13 protein-coding genes are annotated in these 15,737 nt (G+C 69.3%); 7 read left to right on the top strand and 6 right to left on the bottom strand.

What is annotated here, in order from left to right; all coding sequences use genetic code 11:
• Nucleotides 1–174: 174 nt before the first annotated feature.
• On the top strand, nt 175–1,704 hold the full coding sequence (locus QSK21_RS00270; protein WP_285692568.1) for a Re/Si-specific NAD(P)(+) transhydrogenase subunit alpha: 1,530 nt from the start codon (nt 175–177) through the stop codon (nt 1,702–1,704).
• Between the two features lie 18 nt (nt 1,705–1,722).
• Nucleotides 1,723–3,189: a Re/Si-specific NAD(P)(+) transhydrogenase subunit beta gene (pntB, locus tag QSK21_RS00265; RefSeq protein ID WP_285692566.1), complete on the top strand. Its 1,467-nt coding sequence runs from the start codon at nt 1,723–1,725 to the stop codon at nt 3,187–3,189.
• A 45-nt stretch (nt 3,190–3,234) separates the two neighbouring features.
• Here pntB and QSK21_RS00260 read toward each other — a convergent pair whose 3' ends face one another.
• Together QSK21_RS00260 and QSK21_RS00255 are read right to left on the bottom strand one after the other, a co-directional pair.
• Nucleotides 3,235–3,939, bottom strand: coding sequence for a hypothetical protein (locus tag QSK21_RS00260; RefSeq protein WP_285692564.1), 705 nt, complete (start codon nt 3,937–3,939; stop codon nt 3,235–3,237).
• A 119-nt stretch (nt 3,940–4,058) separates the two neighbouring features.
• A complete protein-coding gene (locus QSK21_RS00255) occupies nt 4,059–6,857 on the bottom strand; it encodes a DUF7824 domain-containing protein (RefSeq protein ID WP_285692562.1) in 2,799 nt (932 codons plus the stop codon).
• Nucleotides 6,858–7,298: 441 nt separating this feature from the next.
• Here QSK21_RS00255 and QSK21_RS00250 point away from each other — a divergent pair, with 441 nt between their 5' ends.
• Nucleotides 7,299–9,053, top strand: coding sequence for an amidohydrolase (locus tag QSK21_RS00250; protein ID WP_285692560.1), 1,755 nt, complete (start codon nt 7,299–7,301; stop codon nt 9,051–9,053).
• Here QSK21_RS00250 and QSK21_RS00245 read toward each other — a convergent pair.
• On the bottom strand, nt 9,040–9,537 hold the full coding sequence (locus QSK21_RS00245; protein ID WP_285692559.1) for a nitroreductase family deazaflavin-dependent oxidoreductase: 498 nt from the start codon (nt 9,535–9,537) through the stop codon (nt 9,040–9,042). The genes QSK21_RS00250 and QSK21_RS00245 overlap by 14 nt on opposite strands.
• 109 nt (nt 9,538–9,646) lie before the next feature.
• Here QSK21_RS00245 and QSK21_RS00240 point away from each other — a divergent pair, with 109 nt between their 5' ends.
• The gene (locus QSK21_RS00240) at nt 9,647–10,252 is read left to right on the top strand and encodes a flavodoxin family protein (RefSeq protein ID WP_285692557.1); all 606 of its coding nucleotides are present in this window, start codon (nt 9,647–9,649) and stop codon (nt 10,250–10,252) included.
• Nucleotides 10,253–10,295: 43 nt separating this feature from the next.
• On the opposite strand, the gene QSK21_RS00235 is transcribed toward QSK21_RS00240, so the two are convergent.
• A complete protein-coding gene (locus QSK21_RS00235; RefSeq protein ID WP_285692555.1) occupies nt 10,296–11,039 on the bottom strand; it encodes a hypothetical protein in 744 nt (247 codons plus the stop codon).
• Between the two features lie 516 nt (nt 11,040–11,555).
• Here QSK21_RS00235 and QSK21_RS00230 point away from each other — a divergent pair.
• From QSK21_RS00230 to QSK21_RS00220, 3 genes are all read left to right on the top strand, one after another.
• Nucleotides 11,556–12,008 (top strand): hypothetical protein, encoded by a 453-nt coding sequence (locus QSK21_RS00230; RefSeq protein WP_285692553.1) that lies wholly within the window; start codon nt 11,556–11,558, stop codon nt 12,006–12,008.
• 82 nt (nt 12,009–12,090) lie between these two features.
• On the top strand, nt 12,091–13,455 hold the full coding sequence (locus QSK21_RS00225) for an LCP family protein (RefSeq protein WP_285692551.1): 1,365 nt from the start codon (nt 12,091–12,093) through the stop codon (nt 13,453–13,455).
• A 111-nt stretch (nt 13,456–13,566) separates the two neighbouring features.
• Nucleotides 13,567–14,214 (top strand): hypothetical protein, encoded by a 648-nt coding sequence (locus tag QSK21_RS00220; RefSeq protein WP_285692550.1) that lies wholly within the window; start codon nt 13,567–13,569, stop codon nt 14,212–14,214.
• Between the two features lie 249 nt (nt 14,215–14,463).
• Here QSK21_RS00220 and QSK21_RS00215 read toward each other — a convergent pair whose 3' ends face one another.
• Both QSK21_RS00215 and QSK21_RS00210 read right to left on the bottom strand, forming a co-directional pair.
• Nucleotides 14,464–14,685 carry a hypothetical protein gene (locus QSK21_RS00215; RefSeq protein ID WP_285692548.1) on the bottom strand — a complete coding sequence of 74 codons (222 nt, stop codon included), beginning with the start codon at nt 14,683–14,685 and terminating at the stop codon, nt 14,464–14,466.
• A 314-nt stretch (nt 14,686–14,999) separates the two neighbouring features.
• Nucleotides 15,000–15,671 carry a TetR/AcrR family transcriptional regulator gene (locus QSK21_RS00210; protein WP_285692546.1) on the bottom strand — a complete coding sequence of 224 codons (672 nt, stop codon included), beginning with the start codon at nt 15,669–15,671 and terminating at the stop codon, nt 15,000–15,002.
• Nucleotides 15,672–15,737: the final 66 nt, after the last annotated feature.

Below are 15,737 nucleotides of genomic sequence, written 5' to 3'. Positions count from 1 at the left end.
TCGCTCCGGTCCGTGAGGGCGTCGTGGGGGCGACTATCCGAACCACCCAAACACTCGCACCGAAAGCTGGCAGTCCGCACAAAGCGGATGCGCTGATCCGCGCGGCAGAATTAACTTGATATCGAGAACCTTGATACCGAGATATTGATCAGCGCCGGATGTGAGGTGGCAATCGTGATCATCGGGGTGGTCAAGGAGGACGCGCCCGGGGAACGGCGGGTGGCGGCGACGCCGGACACGGTCACTCAACTGCAGAAGCTCGGGTACGAGGTGGTCGTCGCGCCCGGAGCCGGGGCCGCGTCGGGGTTCCCCGACGAGCGGTACGAGGACGCGGGCGCGTCCATCGGCGACGCGGACGCGGCGGACGTGGTGTTCGGCATCAACCCGCCCACGCCGGAACGGCTCGACGCGCTGCGTCCGGGCGCCACGCTCATCAGCATGCTGAACCCGCGGCTCCGGCAGGACCTGGTGGACGACCTCGCCGGGCGCCCGATCACGGCGCTGTCGCTGGACGCGGTGCCGCGCGTCTCCCGGGCACAGTCGTTCGACGTGCTGTCCTCGATGGCCAACATCGCCGGGTACCGCGCGGTGATCGAGGCGGCGCACGAGTTCGGCCGGTTCTTCACCGGCCAGGTGACCGCGGCCGGCACGGTGCCGCCGGCGAAGGTGCTGGTCGCGGGTGTCGGCGTGGCCGGGCTCGCGGCGATCGGCGCGGCGGGCAGCCTGGGCGCGGTGGTACGCGCCACCGACCCGCGGCCCGAGGTCGCCGACCAGGTGCGCTCGCTCGGCGGCGAGTACCTGGCCGTCGCCGAGCCCGAGGCGGACGCCTCACCGGGCACCGGCTACGCCAAGGAGATGTCGGACGACTACAACGCCCGCGCCGCCGCCCTCTACGCCGCCCAGTGCCGCGAGGTCGACATCATCGTCACGACCGCGCTCATCCCCGGCAAGCCCGCGCCCAGGCTGATCACCGCCGAGATGGTGGCCAGCATGCGGCCGGGCTCGGTGATCGTCGACATGGCGGCGGGCAACGGCGGCAACGTCGAGGGGTCGGTGCCCGGCGAACGGGTCGTCACCGACAACGGCGTCATCATCCTCGGCTACACCGACCTCGCCGGACGGCTCCCCGCCCAGGCGTCCCAGTTGTACGGGACCAACCTGGTCAACCTGATGAAGCTGCTGACGCCGAAGCGGGACGGAACGCTCGTCCTGGACTTCGACGACGTGGTGCAACGTTCCATGACCGTCGTCCGCGACGGCGAGCTGACCTGGCCGCCGCCCCCGGTGGCCGTGTCGGCGGCACCCGCCGCGCCGCCCGAGCGGGAGCCCGTCCGGGAACGGGAGCCGGAGAGGAAGGCGAGCCCGCTGCCGCGCCGGCTCGGCGTCGCCGCTGCCGCCGCCGCGACGTTCGGCCTGATCGCCGCCTCGCCCGCCGCGCTACAGGTGCACCTGACCGTGTTCGCGCTGGCCATCGTGATCGGCTACTACGTCATCGGGAACGTGCACCACGCGCTGCACACCCCGCTGATGTCGGTCACCAACGCGATCTCCGGGATCATCGTGGTCGGCGCGCTGCTGCAGATCGGCGCGGGCAACGCGGCGATCACCGTGCTGTCGCTCGTGGCCATCCTGCTCGCGAGCATCAACGTCTTCGGCGGGTTCGCGGTCACCCGCCGCATGCTCGCCATGTTCATCAGAAGCTAGGCACCGGAGCCCGCCATCATGACCATCACAACCGCGGCGACCGCGGCCTACGTCCTCGCGGCGCTGTTCTTCATCCGCGCGCTGGCCGGCCTCTCGCGGCACGAGTCGGCGCGCCTCGGCAACGCCTACGGCATGCTCGGCATGGCGGTCGCGCTCGTCGCGACCGTCGCGCTCACCCTCGACGACGGCATCGACCCGCCCGCGTTCGCGATGCTCGTCGCCGCCGTCGCGGTCGGCGCGCTGATCGGCCTGAACCGGGCGCGGGCGGTCGAGATGACGGCCATGCCCGAGCTGATCGCGCTGCTGCACAGCTTCGTCGGGCTGGCGGCCGTCCTGGTCGGCTGGAGCGGCTACCTGCACGTCGAGCACCACCCCGAGGGGACGGAGGCCACGGCGCTCGCCCGCGAAGGGATGCTCGGCATCCACAGCGCCGAGGTGTTCATCGGCGTCTTCATCGGCGCCGTCACCTTCACCGGCTCGGTCGTCGCGTACGGGAAGCTGTCGGGCAGGCTGAAGTCCGCGCCGCTGATGCTGCCGGGCAAGAACGTCCTCAACCTCGCGGGCCTCGCCGGGTTCGCCGCGCTCACCGTCGCCTTCGTCGTCGAGCCGCGGTCGTGGCTGCTCGTCGCGGTCACGGCGCTGGCGCTGGCGTTGGGCTGGCACCTGGTGGCGTCCATCGGCGGCGGCGACATGCCCGTCGTGGTCTCCATGCTGAACAGCTACTCCGGGTGGGCGGCCGCCGCGTCCGGGTTCCTGCTCGGCAACGACCTGCTGATCATCGTCGGCGCCCTGGTGGGGTCCTCGGGTGCCTACCTGTCGGCCATCATGTGCAAGGCGATGAACCGCTCGTTCCTCTCGGTGATCGCGGGCGGCTTCGGGCTGGAGGCGCCCACCGGGTCGGGCGACGGGCAGGGCGAGCACCAGGAGATCACCGCCGTCGAGGCGGCCGAGGCGCTCGCCGCCGCCTCCTCGGTGATCATCACTCCCGGCTACGGCATGGCCGTCGCCCAGGCGCAGTACCCCGTCGCCGAGCTCACCGCGCGGCTGCGGGAACGCGGCGTCCAGGTCAGGTTCGGCATCCACCCGGTCGCCGGGCGCCTGCCCGGCCACATGAACGTGCTGCTCGCCGAGGCCAAGGTGCCCTACGACCTGGTGCTGGAGATGGACGAGATCAACGACGACTTCGCCACCACCGACGTGGTGCTGGTGATCGGCGCGAACGACATCGTCAACCCGGCCGCGGCGGAGGACCCCACCAGCCCGATCGCGGGCATGCCCGTCCTGGAGGTCTGGAACAGCGAACGGGTCATCGTGTTCAAACGCTCCATGGCCACCGGCTACGCGGGCGTCCAGAACCCGCTGTTCTTCCGCGACAACACCCGCATGCTCTTCGGCGACGCCAAGGAGAGGGTCACCGACATCCTCGAAGCCCTCAAACAACTCGCACCGGCAACCGGCAAGACCCTAACCGGCACCCGTTCCTGACCCGCGTCCACCCGAACCGGCGCCCCGCGAATCTGTCCAGACGCATCACCCAGTGCCGAATGCCGTACCGGGCCAGCGCCCCCACCTCGGCGTCCCGCCCGTCCAGCAGGACGAACGCCAGGGACGGGACGCGCTTGTCGGTGTCGAGGACGCCCATCGGCTGCCCGGCGGCGTCCACCAGCTCGATCCGGGTGTGGGGTGGGGGCCGGCCCGCGCAGCGTGCCCGGCCTCGTACCGTCCGGGCGGAACGGCACCACGCTCTCGTCCCGCGACGTGCCGCCACACCGTGCGATGACCACCGGCGGCGCGCCCGACGCGTCGTGGACGACCGCGCGATCCCTCTTCTTCCCCGGCAGGCTCGGCAGGGACGCGTCCAGGACACCCGAGGGCACCGGGCGGCGCGGAGCGCACGATCTCCTTGGCGATCCATCTCGCCTTCCGTCCCGCCACCATGCCCACCAACGGCACCAGGATGACCACGGCGACCGGCCCGGCGGGAACGAGGGAGTACCAGAGCGCCCGGTGGCCGTCGCTCTTGACCGGCCACAGCGCGCCATGCGGGGTGAGCCGCACGGTGATCTTCGTGCCCTCGCCGCGGAGGTTACGGACGCGTCCCTCGCCCTGCCTGCCCTCCGGCGCGCGCCACCGCCCCTCGCTCCCCCTCAGCGCGGAAACGGCGCGGTCGTGCTTGGAGTGGACGTAGAACACGTACGCAGGCCAAAAGTGCGCGCCCAGAGAAACGAGCGCCACCCGCCGGCGTCCCATGAACAAAGCAGCACGTAGCGCACATCTCCTAACACGCCGTCACACCGATGACCGGCCACCCGGCTCCATCCGCGATCCGATCCGCCGTCCGCCAAGTGCGGTGCCTATTCGCCCTGGGCGGTTCCGCTGAGGATGTGTCGCAGCCGCTCCGCCTCTCTGGCCACGCGAGCGGGCCTACGGAGTGCGGCGAGCCCGTCGAGTTCAGGGATCCTGAGGGTGCCTCCCGTCGCCGCCGCGCACTCCGATCCGAGCGCGAGCAGGTCGGGCAGCCCCCTCATGCTGGGCTGGTCGGCCAGAGCCGGCAGCATCGACGCCACCACCCCGAGGACCTCACGTGGCAGTCCCCGTGCGGCCTCGGTGAGCGAGGCGACCAGCCGGTTCATCTTGATCACGTTACCCATGCCCAGGGCTCCCAGGAGGACGCCGAGTCGCTTGGTGTCCAGCAGCGTGCGCGCGGCCAGGGTGTAGATCGCGTCTACCGCGGCGACGCGGTTCTCCGGACGCCCCGCGGCAAGCCCGTAAGCCACGGCGAGGTGGACGACCGGTCCGGGACGGCCCGCCGTCTCCGCCAGCAGGGGCAGGACCGGATTGATGTTTCGCAGTGTGTCGGTGGCTTGCTCATAGAGATCGGGAATCGCGTGCGCGGCGACGATCTCGGGGTGATGCGGCAAGAGTGACGGCCAGTAGGCCGAAGGCGCGCCGGGCCCTGTCCAGTCCCACGCGTACGGTTGCTTCTGGAACGGGTCGGGTGTCTCGGTGAGCACCTTGTACGGCAACGCCCCTACGTGCTCGGACGCGGGGGTGAAACTCGGCAGGATCCACTGCGTCGGCATGCTCGCCTTGGGATGCTCCCCGAACTTTTCGGCGCCGCCGTCGCCCCGAACGACGAAGCCGTCGAAGGTTGGAAATCTGAGGCTGCCGAGCCTGAGGCCGGCGACGAACGTAGTGCCGGGGTGACCCGTGATGACCGGATGGGTTTCGACGATCTCACGTGCCGTTCCGATGGGCACCCGGATCAATGCCTGCTCAAGGTCCCACGGAAGCGGCGCGGCGGAGGACTTGGCGTATGCGTCGAGCCGCTGAACGAGCACGGCGGGGTCTATGTCGCCGTTACCGGCCGTAGGGGTGGCGAGCAGGCACGGTATCCGCGTGTCGCCTTTGACGAGGTATTTGATGAGTTCGTGAGTCCGGTAGAGCGTGGCCCACTCAGGAGCCGGTGGCCGGTCATTGTTCCCCCGATAGAGCTCGTACATCACTTGCCGGTCTCGCGTGTCCAGCCCCAGCACCGCGTCGAAGACGCAGCGCAATGCCTTGGGAACGCCGCGCTGTTCCCATCCCTCAAGTCCTTCGGGCGGATACCGTCGTGCCAGCGGGCTCAGCGCCTCGACCAGGGCCTGTGGGTCCCGGTGGTGTTCGACGACGACCGCCTCCATGATGCGTTCGGCGTCGAGCGGATCGACGGCACGACCCGCCAGCGCCGGGACGAAGCGCTCGGCCAGTTCCACGGCCGACGCGATGGGCGGCGGCATGGCTCGCGGCTGATAGCCGGGTTGAGGAGAAACCTGGAGGCCCGAACCTGAAGAACTCACCTTGACGCCAAGGGCACGTCGTGCCTCGTCACGTAATGCGGCGTTGAGGTCGCCCGCGGCTTCTCGCAGTTCGGCGAGGATCGCCGAGTCGATGTTCGTGGCGTGCTTGACGATCAGACGGACCGCGCGTTCCTGAACGTTGCCGCCGGGATGTGTGAACGCGGTGGCCGCGACACGCATGAGCGGGCCGGCCGTGGCGGGGTCCCGGCGGGCCGCGGCGTCCAGCCAGGCCAGTTGCGCGGTCGCGAGATTCTTCTCCGGCCGGACCAGGACGGCGGCCGCGATGTCGAGCAGTGCGTCGGTTTCCAGGCGGCCGGCGTTGTCGAGGTCGCGCAGCGCCGCCTGAGCGATCTTCGCGACGGTGCCGGCGCCGCCGACGACGATGCCGATGTAGGTCTTCCGCCGGTCCGCGACCTCGTCGAGCGTCGGCGCGAGTTCCTCGTGGAGCCTGACGAAGCCGCGCAGATTTCCCGGCCTGTCACCGCGCAGCAGCTTGGCCGTACACAGATCGAGCAGTTCACCGCGGTCCAGCACACCCTCATCGGCCAGCTTTGTCAGGGCCTTCGGCCACTCGTTGTCCGGGCCGAACCGCGCGGTGTGCCCGGCGGCCAGCGCCGCGCCGATGTCGGCGACCTCGAACATGCGCCGCACGAACTCGGCCAGCCGTGGTTCCGCGCGCAACCGTTCGAGCAGCGTGGTGTGATGCGGGATCGAGAGGTGCGATCCCAGCTCCGCGAGCCACGACCAGGGACCGCTGCCGCCGGACGCGCCGTAGTGACCCGCGTGACCGGCCTCTCGGACCCATCCGACGATATAGCCATCCGTCGCCGGCACCACCGCCCCGGACCACAGGATCAGTCCTTCGAGCAGTTTCCATCGCCGGGCATCGCCACGATCGGGAAGCCAGTTCGCCAACCGGACCGCGAGCTCCCGCTGCCAGGCGGTGTCCCGGTGATCGAGGAGGAGGAGCCGAAGCACCTCTCTCTGATCGGGGTTCGTGGAGCCGCCGTTCTCCAAGCACCAGGAGGCGTCCCTCAACCGGCTGCTGGTGAGCCAGTCCAGAGCCTCGGCGGGGCTTTCCGAGCTCATGATTCCGGCGAGGTAGAGCGGAGCGAGCTGATCGAATGCCCGGTCGTACCTGACCATGTCGCCCGAGAACAGCTCCCTGCGAAGCTCCGTACGCAGCGCTTTGAGCTTCGGCCGCAGATGCTTCAGCTCGGCGGGTGGTATGGGGGCCAGCCGCGCGATCACCGGTTGCGGTATCCGCGCCGCGATCAACGCGCGAAGTTCAGGCCACTCGATACGGGCGGTCATCTCGTCCGGTTCTCCTGAGAGAAGGGGCATCGCGGTCGGGCGTCGCCGCGAGGTCGTGCCTGCGTGCCGATGGCACGATCGGAGTGTAACGATGCCCAACGACGATCCACGTTCACCGAGCTCAGGCCCGGTGACCTGCGCAGGGCGCGCCGAGCTCAGGCCCTGTGGCCGCGGCGTCAGGGAGCGGAGATCCGACGGCCGCGAGGGTCATTCGCGTCTTCCGCTCGAACGATAATTGCCGTTTCCGGAGGCGGCCGAAGCAGGTGTATCGCGAACATGCAAGGCCGTTCTCGCCGGGCGGAAGAACGGGAATGACGCCCGTTAATTGATTTACGCATCGAGATTATTCATGATGTGCGGGGATGTTCGGGGCGCCTGTACTCCTGGCATCCGCACGTCCACTCCTGTACGGGCATTCACCGTGAGAAGGCGGTGTCATCGATGAGCCCAGGCGACGGCCACGATCGGAAACGGACCGAAGGCATCTCGCGCCGGAACGTCTTCCGGGCAGGGGCGGGGACGGGAGCCGTCCTGGCGATGGGCGGGCTGACCGCGGCACCGGCAGGCGCCTCCCCGGGCCATGGCGGCCACGACCGGCACGGCGGGCCGGGGGAACGGCTGCGGCTGGTCAACGGGAAGATCCACACGATGGACCGGGGCGACCGCGTCGTCTCCTCGGTGGTCATCGAGGACGGCCGGTTCACCGCCGTGGGACGGGGCGGCGACCACGGCGACGGGGTCACCAGGACCATCGACCTGCGCGGGCGCACGGTGATCCCCGGGATCATCGAAAGCCACATCCATTCGGTGAGCCTGGCGAACCGGCCCGGGTTCCATGTCGCCGCCGTCGAACGGGCCGAGTCCATCGCGGACGTTCAGGAGGCACTGGCCGCCCGCCGGCCGGGCGTCCCGTCCGGCCAGTGGATCACCGCTCTCGGGGGCTGGCACCCCAACCAGTGGGCGGAACGGCGGCTGCCGACCCTGGCGGAACTTGACGACGCCGTACCGGACCGGCCGGTGCTGCTCTACCAGAACTTCACCGGACCCGCCGTCACGAACAGCGCCGGCAAACGCTTCTTCGACAAGGTCGACGACGGGCCGCTCCCGCACCCGGACGCGGTCAAGGTCAACGTGGCGGAGAACGGGCTCATCGCCACCGGCGGGTTCGGCGTCCCGACACCCGCGACGACGGCGCTCTACCTTCTGCGGCGGCAGCAGACGTTTGACGACAGATTGCGCAGCAGCCGCGACATGATGGCGTACTCGGCCAGTATGGGCCTGACCGCGCACAGCGACAAAGTGCTCTTCCCGACGCCGGGACCGCTGCATCCACGCCAGGTGCTGTCCAACCTCGACCACTACCGGATGTACGACCCGTTGCTGCACCTGCACGCGAAGGGCGAGACGACGATCCGGATGGAATTCAACTTCCTCCACAACCAGAGCGACCCGCAATTGCCGGAACTGCGGGAACGCCTGAGGAACCAGTTCACCTTCTTCGGCGACGACGTGCAGTGGACCGGTGGCATCGGCGAGTGGGCCGCGCCGCTGTCGCCCCGCGACGTGTGGTTCCAGGCGCAACGGCTGGTCGCCGAGGCCGGCTGGCGCAACGAGAACGCCGTCGCCGACCTCGCGGAACTGACCCAGGTCGTCGAGGGGTGGGAGGCGGTCGACCGCGAGTTCGGCATCACCGGGGACCGCTACATCGTCCACCACGTCCCGGTCGTCACCGAGGACCTCCTGGACCGGCTGCACGCGTTGGGCGCCGGTGTGGTCATGCGCGCGTTCACCTGGATCACCGGGACGCCGGGGTCGGGCGGCGCCCCGTTCCGGACCATCCTCGACCACGGGATCAAGGCGGGCATCGAGGGCGACGGCGTCCACATCTCGACGCTCACGCCATGGCCGCATCTGCAGTACGCGGTCACCGGCGTGAACGCCCTGGGCCAACTGGTCAACGACGGTCAGCAGATCACCCGGCGGGAGGCCCTGCGCGCGTTCACCAGGGAGAACGCCTGGTTCCTGCGGGCGGACGACCGGCTCGGGTCGATCGAGAAGGGCAAGCCGGCCGATTTGGTCGTGCTGGACCGCGACTACTTCTCCGTCCCGGAGAACGAGATCAAGCGGATCAGCGCGGTCCTGACCATCGTCGGCGGCCGGATCGTCCACAACACCGGCGCGCTCAAGATCCGCTGACATGGGCCGACTTCGTGGCGTCGGGCTCGTCGAGCAGGCGAACACGGACCAGCGGCAGCCGTTGGGCGATGTCCTCGGGGATCTGTTCGGAACCGGAGAGTTCGGCGATGCCCAGGATGCGCCCCAGCGCCGCGGCCGACCGAGGGTTGCGCGCCCGGTAGGACTCCAGCCGTGTTCGCGTTTGCGCTGGGGGCAGGATCGTGGCCCGTGCCGGGGCGCCGCGGATGCGGCCGTTCCAGACGCGGACGGACGGATCGGCGACCACGTTGCGGAACCACTGTGAGGCGGCGCCGTATCCGGACACCAGGACGAGAGCGCCCGGTTCCCTGTCGACCACCTCCAGCACCACGTAACGCAGGCGGCCGGTCTTCCGCCCGCGGTGCTCCAGCATCATGATCCGCTTCCCGAGCAGCCATCCGAACCCGTGCCGGAACAGCGGGATCGGGGCACGCGCCAGCCGGCGAGGTATACGGCGAACGGCCATGCCGGCCACCTTACGACCGCGGTCCGTGATGGCGGACGGCCGCTCACGTTTGAGAAGACCAGCCGGGGTACCTCAGCGTGCGCAGGTCGCGAACCGGAAGGAGACGCCCATGCGCGCCGTGGTGATCAACTGCACGTTGAAGCGCTCGCCCGAGGCATCCAACACCGAGGCGCTCGCGACGGTGGTCGAGGACGAGCTGCGAGCCAGGGGCGTCGAGGTGGAGAGCATCCGGGCCGTGGACCTCGACATCCCGCCAGGCGTGGCGACCGATCTCGGCGAGGGCGACCCCTGGCCCGCGGTGCATCGTTCCCTGCTGGACGCGGAGATCCTCGTCCTGGCGTCGCCGACCTGGGCGGGCCAGCCGTCCTCGATCGCCCAGCGGGTGATCGAACGGATGGACGCCATGCTGTCGGAGACCGATGACGAGGGGCGGCCGGTCGCCTTCAACCGGGTCGCCGGGGTGATCGTCACAGGTAACGAGGACGGCGCGCACCACGTGATCAACAACTTGAGCGGCGCGCTCAACGACTTCGGCTACACGATCCCCGGGCAGGCGTGGACGTACTGGAACCGCGGCCCCGGACCCGGGCCGAGCTACCTGGACAGCCGGGAAGGCCGGGACTGGTCGGAAAGCACGGGCCGGGCGATGGCCTCCAACCTGGTGGCCGCCGCCGAGGCGCTGGCCGCCAACCCGATCCCCGCCCCACCGTCCTGAACCTCCGGGTGTTGCGACGCGCGTCATGAAGGTCCTGCGGCGACTACGAGGGGACGCGGGCGCGTGTCTCGCGGATGAGCCGGAGGACGAGGTCTCCCATGGACGTGTCGTCCCAGGGGCCGGACTGACGCACCGCCAGCGACTCGACCACGGGTCCCTGGGTGACATGGTCGCCGGCCGGTTCCGTCATCCCTCCATGGGGTACCGCCGTGATCGCGCTCTCCGTGACGTCGATATCGATGGACACCGCGGCGCGTGCGTAGTCACCGGGCTCCCGTCCGGCGGTGCCGGTCACCCAGGACCAGGGATCCGCCGTGGTCGCTCCCGCCCCCTGCCGTGACCGTCCGAGGGTCTCGGCCAGCATGCGGCCCAGAATGGCCTGGCCCGATGACGCGCGTACCGACGCCACAGGCGCCATCGCGGCACCGTCGCCCCAGGGCACGAGGTGGACCAGCCCGTCGGTCTCGAAGACCCGCACCGACCCGAAGGGACGGAAGGGCGCTTCGTGATTCGCCTTGTCCGCAGGCCGTGCGGCGCCGTGAAGGCGGGGCTCGAACCAGGCGTCCCGGTCATCCTCCTCCCAGCCGGTGCCAGGAGGCAACTCCCGTACACCCCTTCCCGGGAGGAAGTCGGCGAAGAGGTAGGCGTGGTCGCCGTAAGCCAACGGGACCTCCAGCGCGGTCAGCCGATCGAACACCTCCCGTCCTGCCCGTTCGCGCATCTCCCCGCGTACCGGCGCCGGCGCGTCCATCAGCTCCATCGACAGCTCGAAGTCATATGGTGACAACGCGGTTCCGAAGTCCTCCTCCACAGCCGACAGATCGACGCCGAGAAGCCCTCCAACCCGAGGCCATAGCGTGAACCTGAAGGTTTCCAACGGGGAGCCGAAGTACCCCCGCGCACCCAAAGACAAGGAAACGCGTGCCACTGCGGCAACCGCATCCCCCGGATACCGCAGATACACCTCGACGGTGCTGCTCATCTTGACATCCTCGGATCCACGCTTCGCACAGAATCGCACACAGAGGCTCAACGCGCTCGCAGTCCCCACGCCGCCCAGCGAATTGGGCGCACGCACGTGCGGTCGTTCCCGTTGCTTGGGGCGTCTCGGCTGGACGATCCTCCGCAAGCGCTGAGGCTCGCGTCCACTGACGGACCGAACTCGCAGCGGCATGCGTGACCACTCGCAGCGTGGAGCACTTCATGCTGTGACGCGTCGATATCAAGAGCAGTTTTGGCCTGCCGGACGGGACAGCCTTCAGCCGGGTCCTGTCGTCTGGCGAGGAGGGTCACTGAGCTTTGGGTGACCGTCCACGTCAAGGAACTCGCGCAGCTTGATGTCGAACGGGCCGTAGAGGCGCTGCGGTTCCTCCACGGGCGGCTCAGCGAGATCCCCATCGAGGACATGATGGCCGACCAGACCGCCAGTGGGTTCGGGGTGCTGGTGGAAGGCGGCCATGGCACAGCCGCCTACCGCGAGGCCGCGGAGGCGAAGACCCCCAACTCGCCTGGAAGACGCCGCCACGCGCAGCGGCTCGGCGTTCCGCCACAACTCATCAGGTATCAGCCGCAACGCAGAATTCGACGACAACGGTCGGTCCGGCATTACTTCCCGATCACCCCACAATCCCCAGGAAACACGCTCTGGACAAGCCGACCATGCGACCTTATCAAGGATTTACCTCCGCCCAGAATGTCGCCCGTGGATCCGGGAATGCTGACGATTCGATCGATTCAAATCGGCAAGGCCAGATGATCCGAACAATACGAATCTGACGGCCATGTCAGTCAAGACCGCCAATAAACCCCCCATGTCATTCGGAATGGGAGGCCGTCTCATGGACACCACAACGCGCACAATGGAGAAGACACCGCCTCGGTCCGGCGGGGAACGGATCGCGCCGCGCCGCGCGCTGCTGCTGACCGCCGCCTCGGCCGTGCTGCCGGGCCTGGCGCATCTGCACGCCGGCCGCCGATCGATCGGGAGGATCCTGCTGGGCGTGCACCTCTGTGCCCTGGCCACGGCCGTGTTCGCGATCATCGCGTTCCGCGGTGACCTGATGCAACTGGCCGTCCGGCCGCGGTTGCTCCTCGCGTTAGTGGTCGTCTCGGTGCTGGCCGCCGTCGCCTGGCCTCTCCTGCTGGTCTGGTCCTACTCCTGCGTCCGCCCTGCGTGGAACTCGCAAAAGACCAGGGTCACGGGCGCCGCGCTGGTCGGGTTACTGGGCGTGGTCACGGCGGTTCCGCCGCTGGCCGTGGCCCGCTACGGCTACTTGCAACACGACCTCATCACGTCCGTCTTCACCAGTGGCCCCCAGGCCGGTTCGGCCGCCGGACAGGGAGCCCCGCCCGCCGGTACGTCGCTCCCACCCCGGCTGAACGTCCTCCTGCTCGGCGGCGACGCGGACGTGAACCGTCCCGGCGTCCGCACCGACAGCATGACGCTGGCCAGCGTGGACACCAGGACGGGCGGGACGGTGCTGATCAGCCTGCCGCGCAACCTCCAGCATGTTCCGGTCTGGAACGGCCATCGCCGCGTCCGCTACTCCGGAAAGCGGCTTCTGAACGAGGTGTACGAGTTCGGGAAGGCCCACCCCCGCCTGACCGGAGCCCGCAACCCCGGAGCCGAGCTTCTCAAGCGCACCTATGGCCACATCGTCGGCCTGCCCGTTCACTACTACGCGATGGTCGACATGCGCAGCTTCCGGCAGATCGTGGACGCCGTGCACGGCGTACGGCTGTGTGTGCGCCAGCCGATCCCCGTCCCCCGCGAGCAGGTCGCGGGAGGCGTCATCGAGGCCGGATGCCAGCGGCTTACCGGGCGTCAGGCCCTCTGGTACGGGCGCTCCCGTACCGCCAGCAGCGACTATGCGCGGATGGCACGCCAGAAGTGCCTGATGTGGGCGCTGGTCCACCAGGCCGACCCCGTCACGGTGTTGCGCAGCTTCCAGCGCCTCACCCAGGTGTTCAAGTACTCCGTCAACACCGACATCCCGGTCCGCGTGCTGCCGTCCCTTCTGCGTCTCCCACCCCGGATCCGGCAGGCCGGCCTGCACAGCGTCCAGTTCACACCACCGCTGATCAACACCTGGCGTCCCGATTACCGCAACATACGCACCATCACGTCCCAGGCGCTGCGATCACCGGTCGTCGTCGAGAAGAACCTCGACCAAACCTGCACCGAGCACGCCGATCGGCGCTGACCGGGACGAGGGAGCCGCGCGTCACCGCCACGGACGCGTGGGCGCCCCCGTGACCCGACCGGGCTCCTGGACCGTTATCATCCGAACACTTCCCCCACCGCCAGGAGCTCTATGGTGCCGTCGCGTTCGGGCCTTGAACATCGGATATCGGAACTGTTGAAGAAGCCGGTCGTACGCAAGAGGATCGCACCTCTCCTCTCCGTCGTACTCGGTGCCGCCTTATTGGCGTCGATTCTTTTCTCCTTCATGGAGGACGGTCCGGTGGCTCCCGATCCCTGTACGCGGCTGACGGCGCAGGAGGTCGCGCGTTTCGTCCCGGGAGCGGGCCGGCCGGCGACGACAACGACGAAAAAGGAGAAGGAGAAGTCGTGCGAATGGCGCGGCACTGAGAGCCTGTTGACGCTGCGGCTTGAGGCCCATCAGGCACAGAGACGAAGGTCCGCCCCGGAAGTGGCGGGTATGGCGGTCCAGGACGACTATCACGACGGCAAAGCGCACACCGAGCGGCGCCGCGTCTATCTCCACGGCACCGGCCTCGGCACCTGGGCCTTCGCCCGTACGCCACCCCCTGGGCAGGCGGCCTCCTACGCCACGGTCGTGTTCCATCGGGGCGGCGTCTCCGGCAGCCTGACCCTCAAGTACTTCAAGCCGGGCACGGCCGGGACCCCGACGACGGTCGAACAGGCTCAGTCACTGGCCGTACAGGCGGCCCAAACCCTGTACGCCCGCCTGCCAAGTGATGAAGCCACCGGCTCTTAGGGCCTGCCGAACTCCTCGATCAGGTGCGCCATCGCCCGCGCGTCGGTTTCCAGCGCCGACACCTCGGCGGGGAAGGAGCCGCTGTCGATGTCGCAGTGCCTCGGCGAAATCGTCGGCGCAGGCCCGTACGGCCGCGCTCGGGCTTTCCTCGCTGTCCAGGGCCTGGCGCAGCGCCTCCGCGCGTACGAGGCGCTGAGCGGCGTCGCCGCGAGCGAGGGCGTGTTCCTGGGGTTTCGTCCGGTTGAGCGTTCACTCGAAATCGTCCGGACTGGCGTCCTCCAGATGCGTGGCGTTGGGGTCGGGGTGGTTCAGGGTGGCCTCGTCCACCGAGGGCGGCGGTTCCTTGGCGCCCGGCGACTCCTCGGGGCGTTCCGCCGGACGTTTCGAGGTCTCCTCTTCGGTGGGCGTGAGCGGGGCGCCGCTCATCTCCTCACTCGCTCCGCGTTCCGCCCGCTCGTTCTCCGATGTCATGCGAATCCCCCTGCTTTCGCGTGTTCCTCTTCCTCGATCGGGCGCGGCAGGAGGCCACGTCCTGCCGAGGCATGGCTTCCGATCGATCACCCATGGCGTTGCTCCTGGCGACGGGGTGGTGTGCGGTCCCGTCGTGATGACGCCCTTCCCCGGTGCGCCGTCCGAAACCTCGGTTTCGACGGGCAGGCACGAGCTGCACCGCCTTATGCCCGATACGGCGCGGGGCGGCTTCCGTGTCGCGGTCATCGGGAACGATCAGCAGGTGACGGGACCCGTGACCGGTGGAGGGACCTGAGGAATCCTCAGGTGGTCGTTCACGCGCCGGCGTCGCCGTACCAGCGTGCCTGGTAGTACCGGTCGCTTGGGGGAGCCCCCGGCAGGTGCGGCTGACCGCAGGCCCTGAGTCCGTCGAGAGCCAGTGCGAGCTGCCGTTGGACGACGTTGTCCTGCTCGGCGGTTCCGCGGGGGAGCCGGGCGAAGACCTCGATGAGGTAGGAGACGTCGAGGGGAACGATGTCCGCACGTAGCGTGCCATCGGCCTGCCCGCGTTCGACGAGCTTGCCGAGCAGTTCGCGGCCGCGCTCGCTGGCGGCGGTCATCTCGTCGGTGACCGCGATGGTGCCGGCGACCGACGAGAAGGCGCCCACCCTCGCCGCCACGCACCTGCGGACGAAGGCGGCCACGGTCGACCAGCCGTCGGTCTCCTGGCTCAGGGCCTGCTCGGCGGCCTGGATGCTCTGGCTCATCGACATCAGGCACAGGTGCTGGAGGAGCTCTTCCTTGCTGCCGTAACGCCGGTAGAGGGTGCCCATGCCCACTCCCGCGCGTTCGGCCACGGCCGCCACGGGGGCGTCGGCGCCCTGCTCGGCGAAGACCGCCCGTGCGGCTTCGAGGACCAACTGGTCGTTGCGCTGGGCCTCGGCCTGCCGGCCGCGTGGCCTCGCGCGCTCGGTGGTGCCGGGACCGCGCCGCGTCGATGTGCCCATGGCCCCAGTCTATTCATTCGGAGCGTTTTGCTCCGATATAGTGCGGAGCGGAACGCTCCGATAATC

Origin of the sequence: Actinomadura sp. NBRC 104412, from assembly GCF_030269515.1 — a bacterium.
Lineage (GTDB): Bacteria > Actinomycetota > Actinomycetes > Streptosporangiales > Streptosporangiaceae > Spirillospora.
Note: the sequence above shows the minus strand (reverse complement) of the source record. Positions and strands in the feature narration are given on the sequence as shown.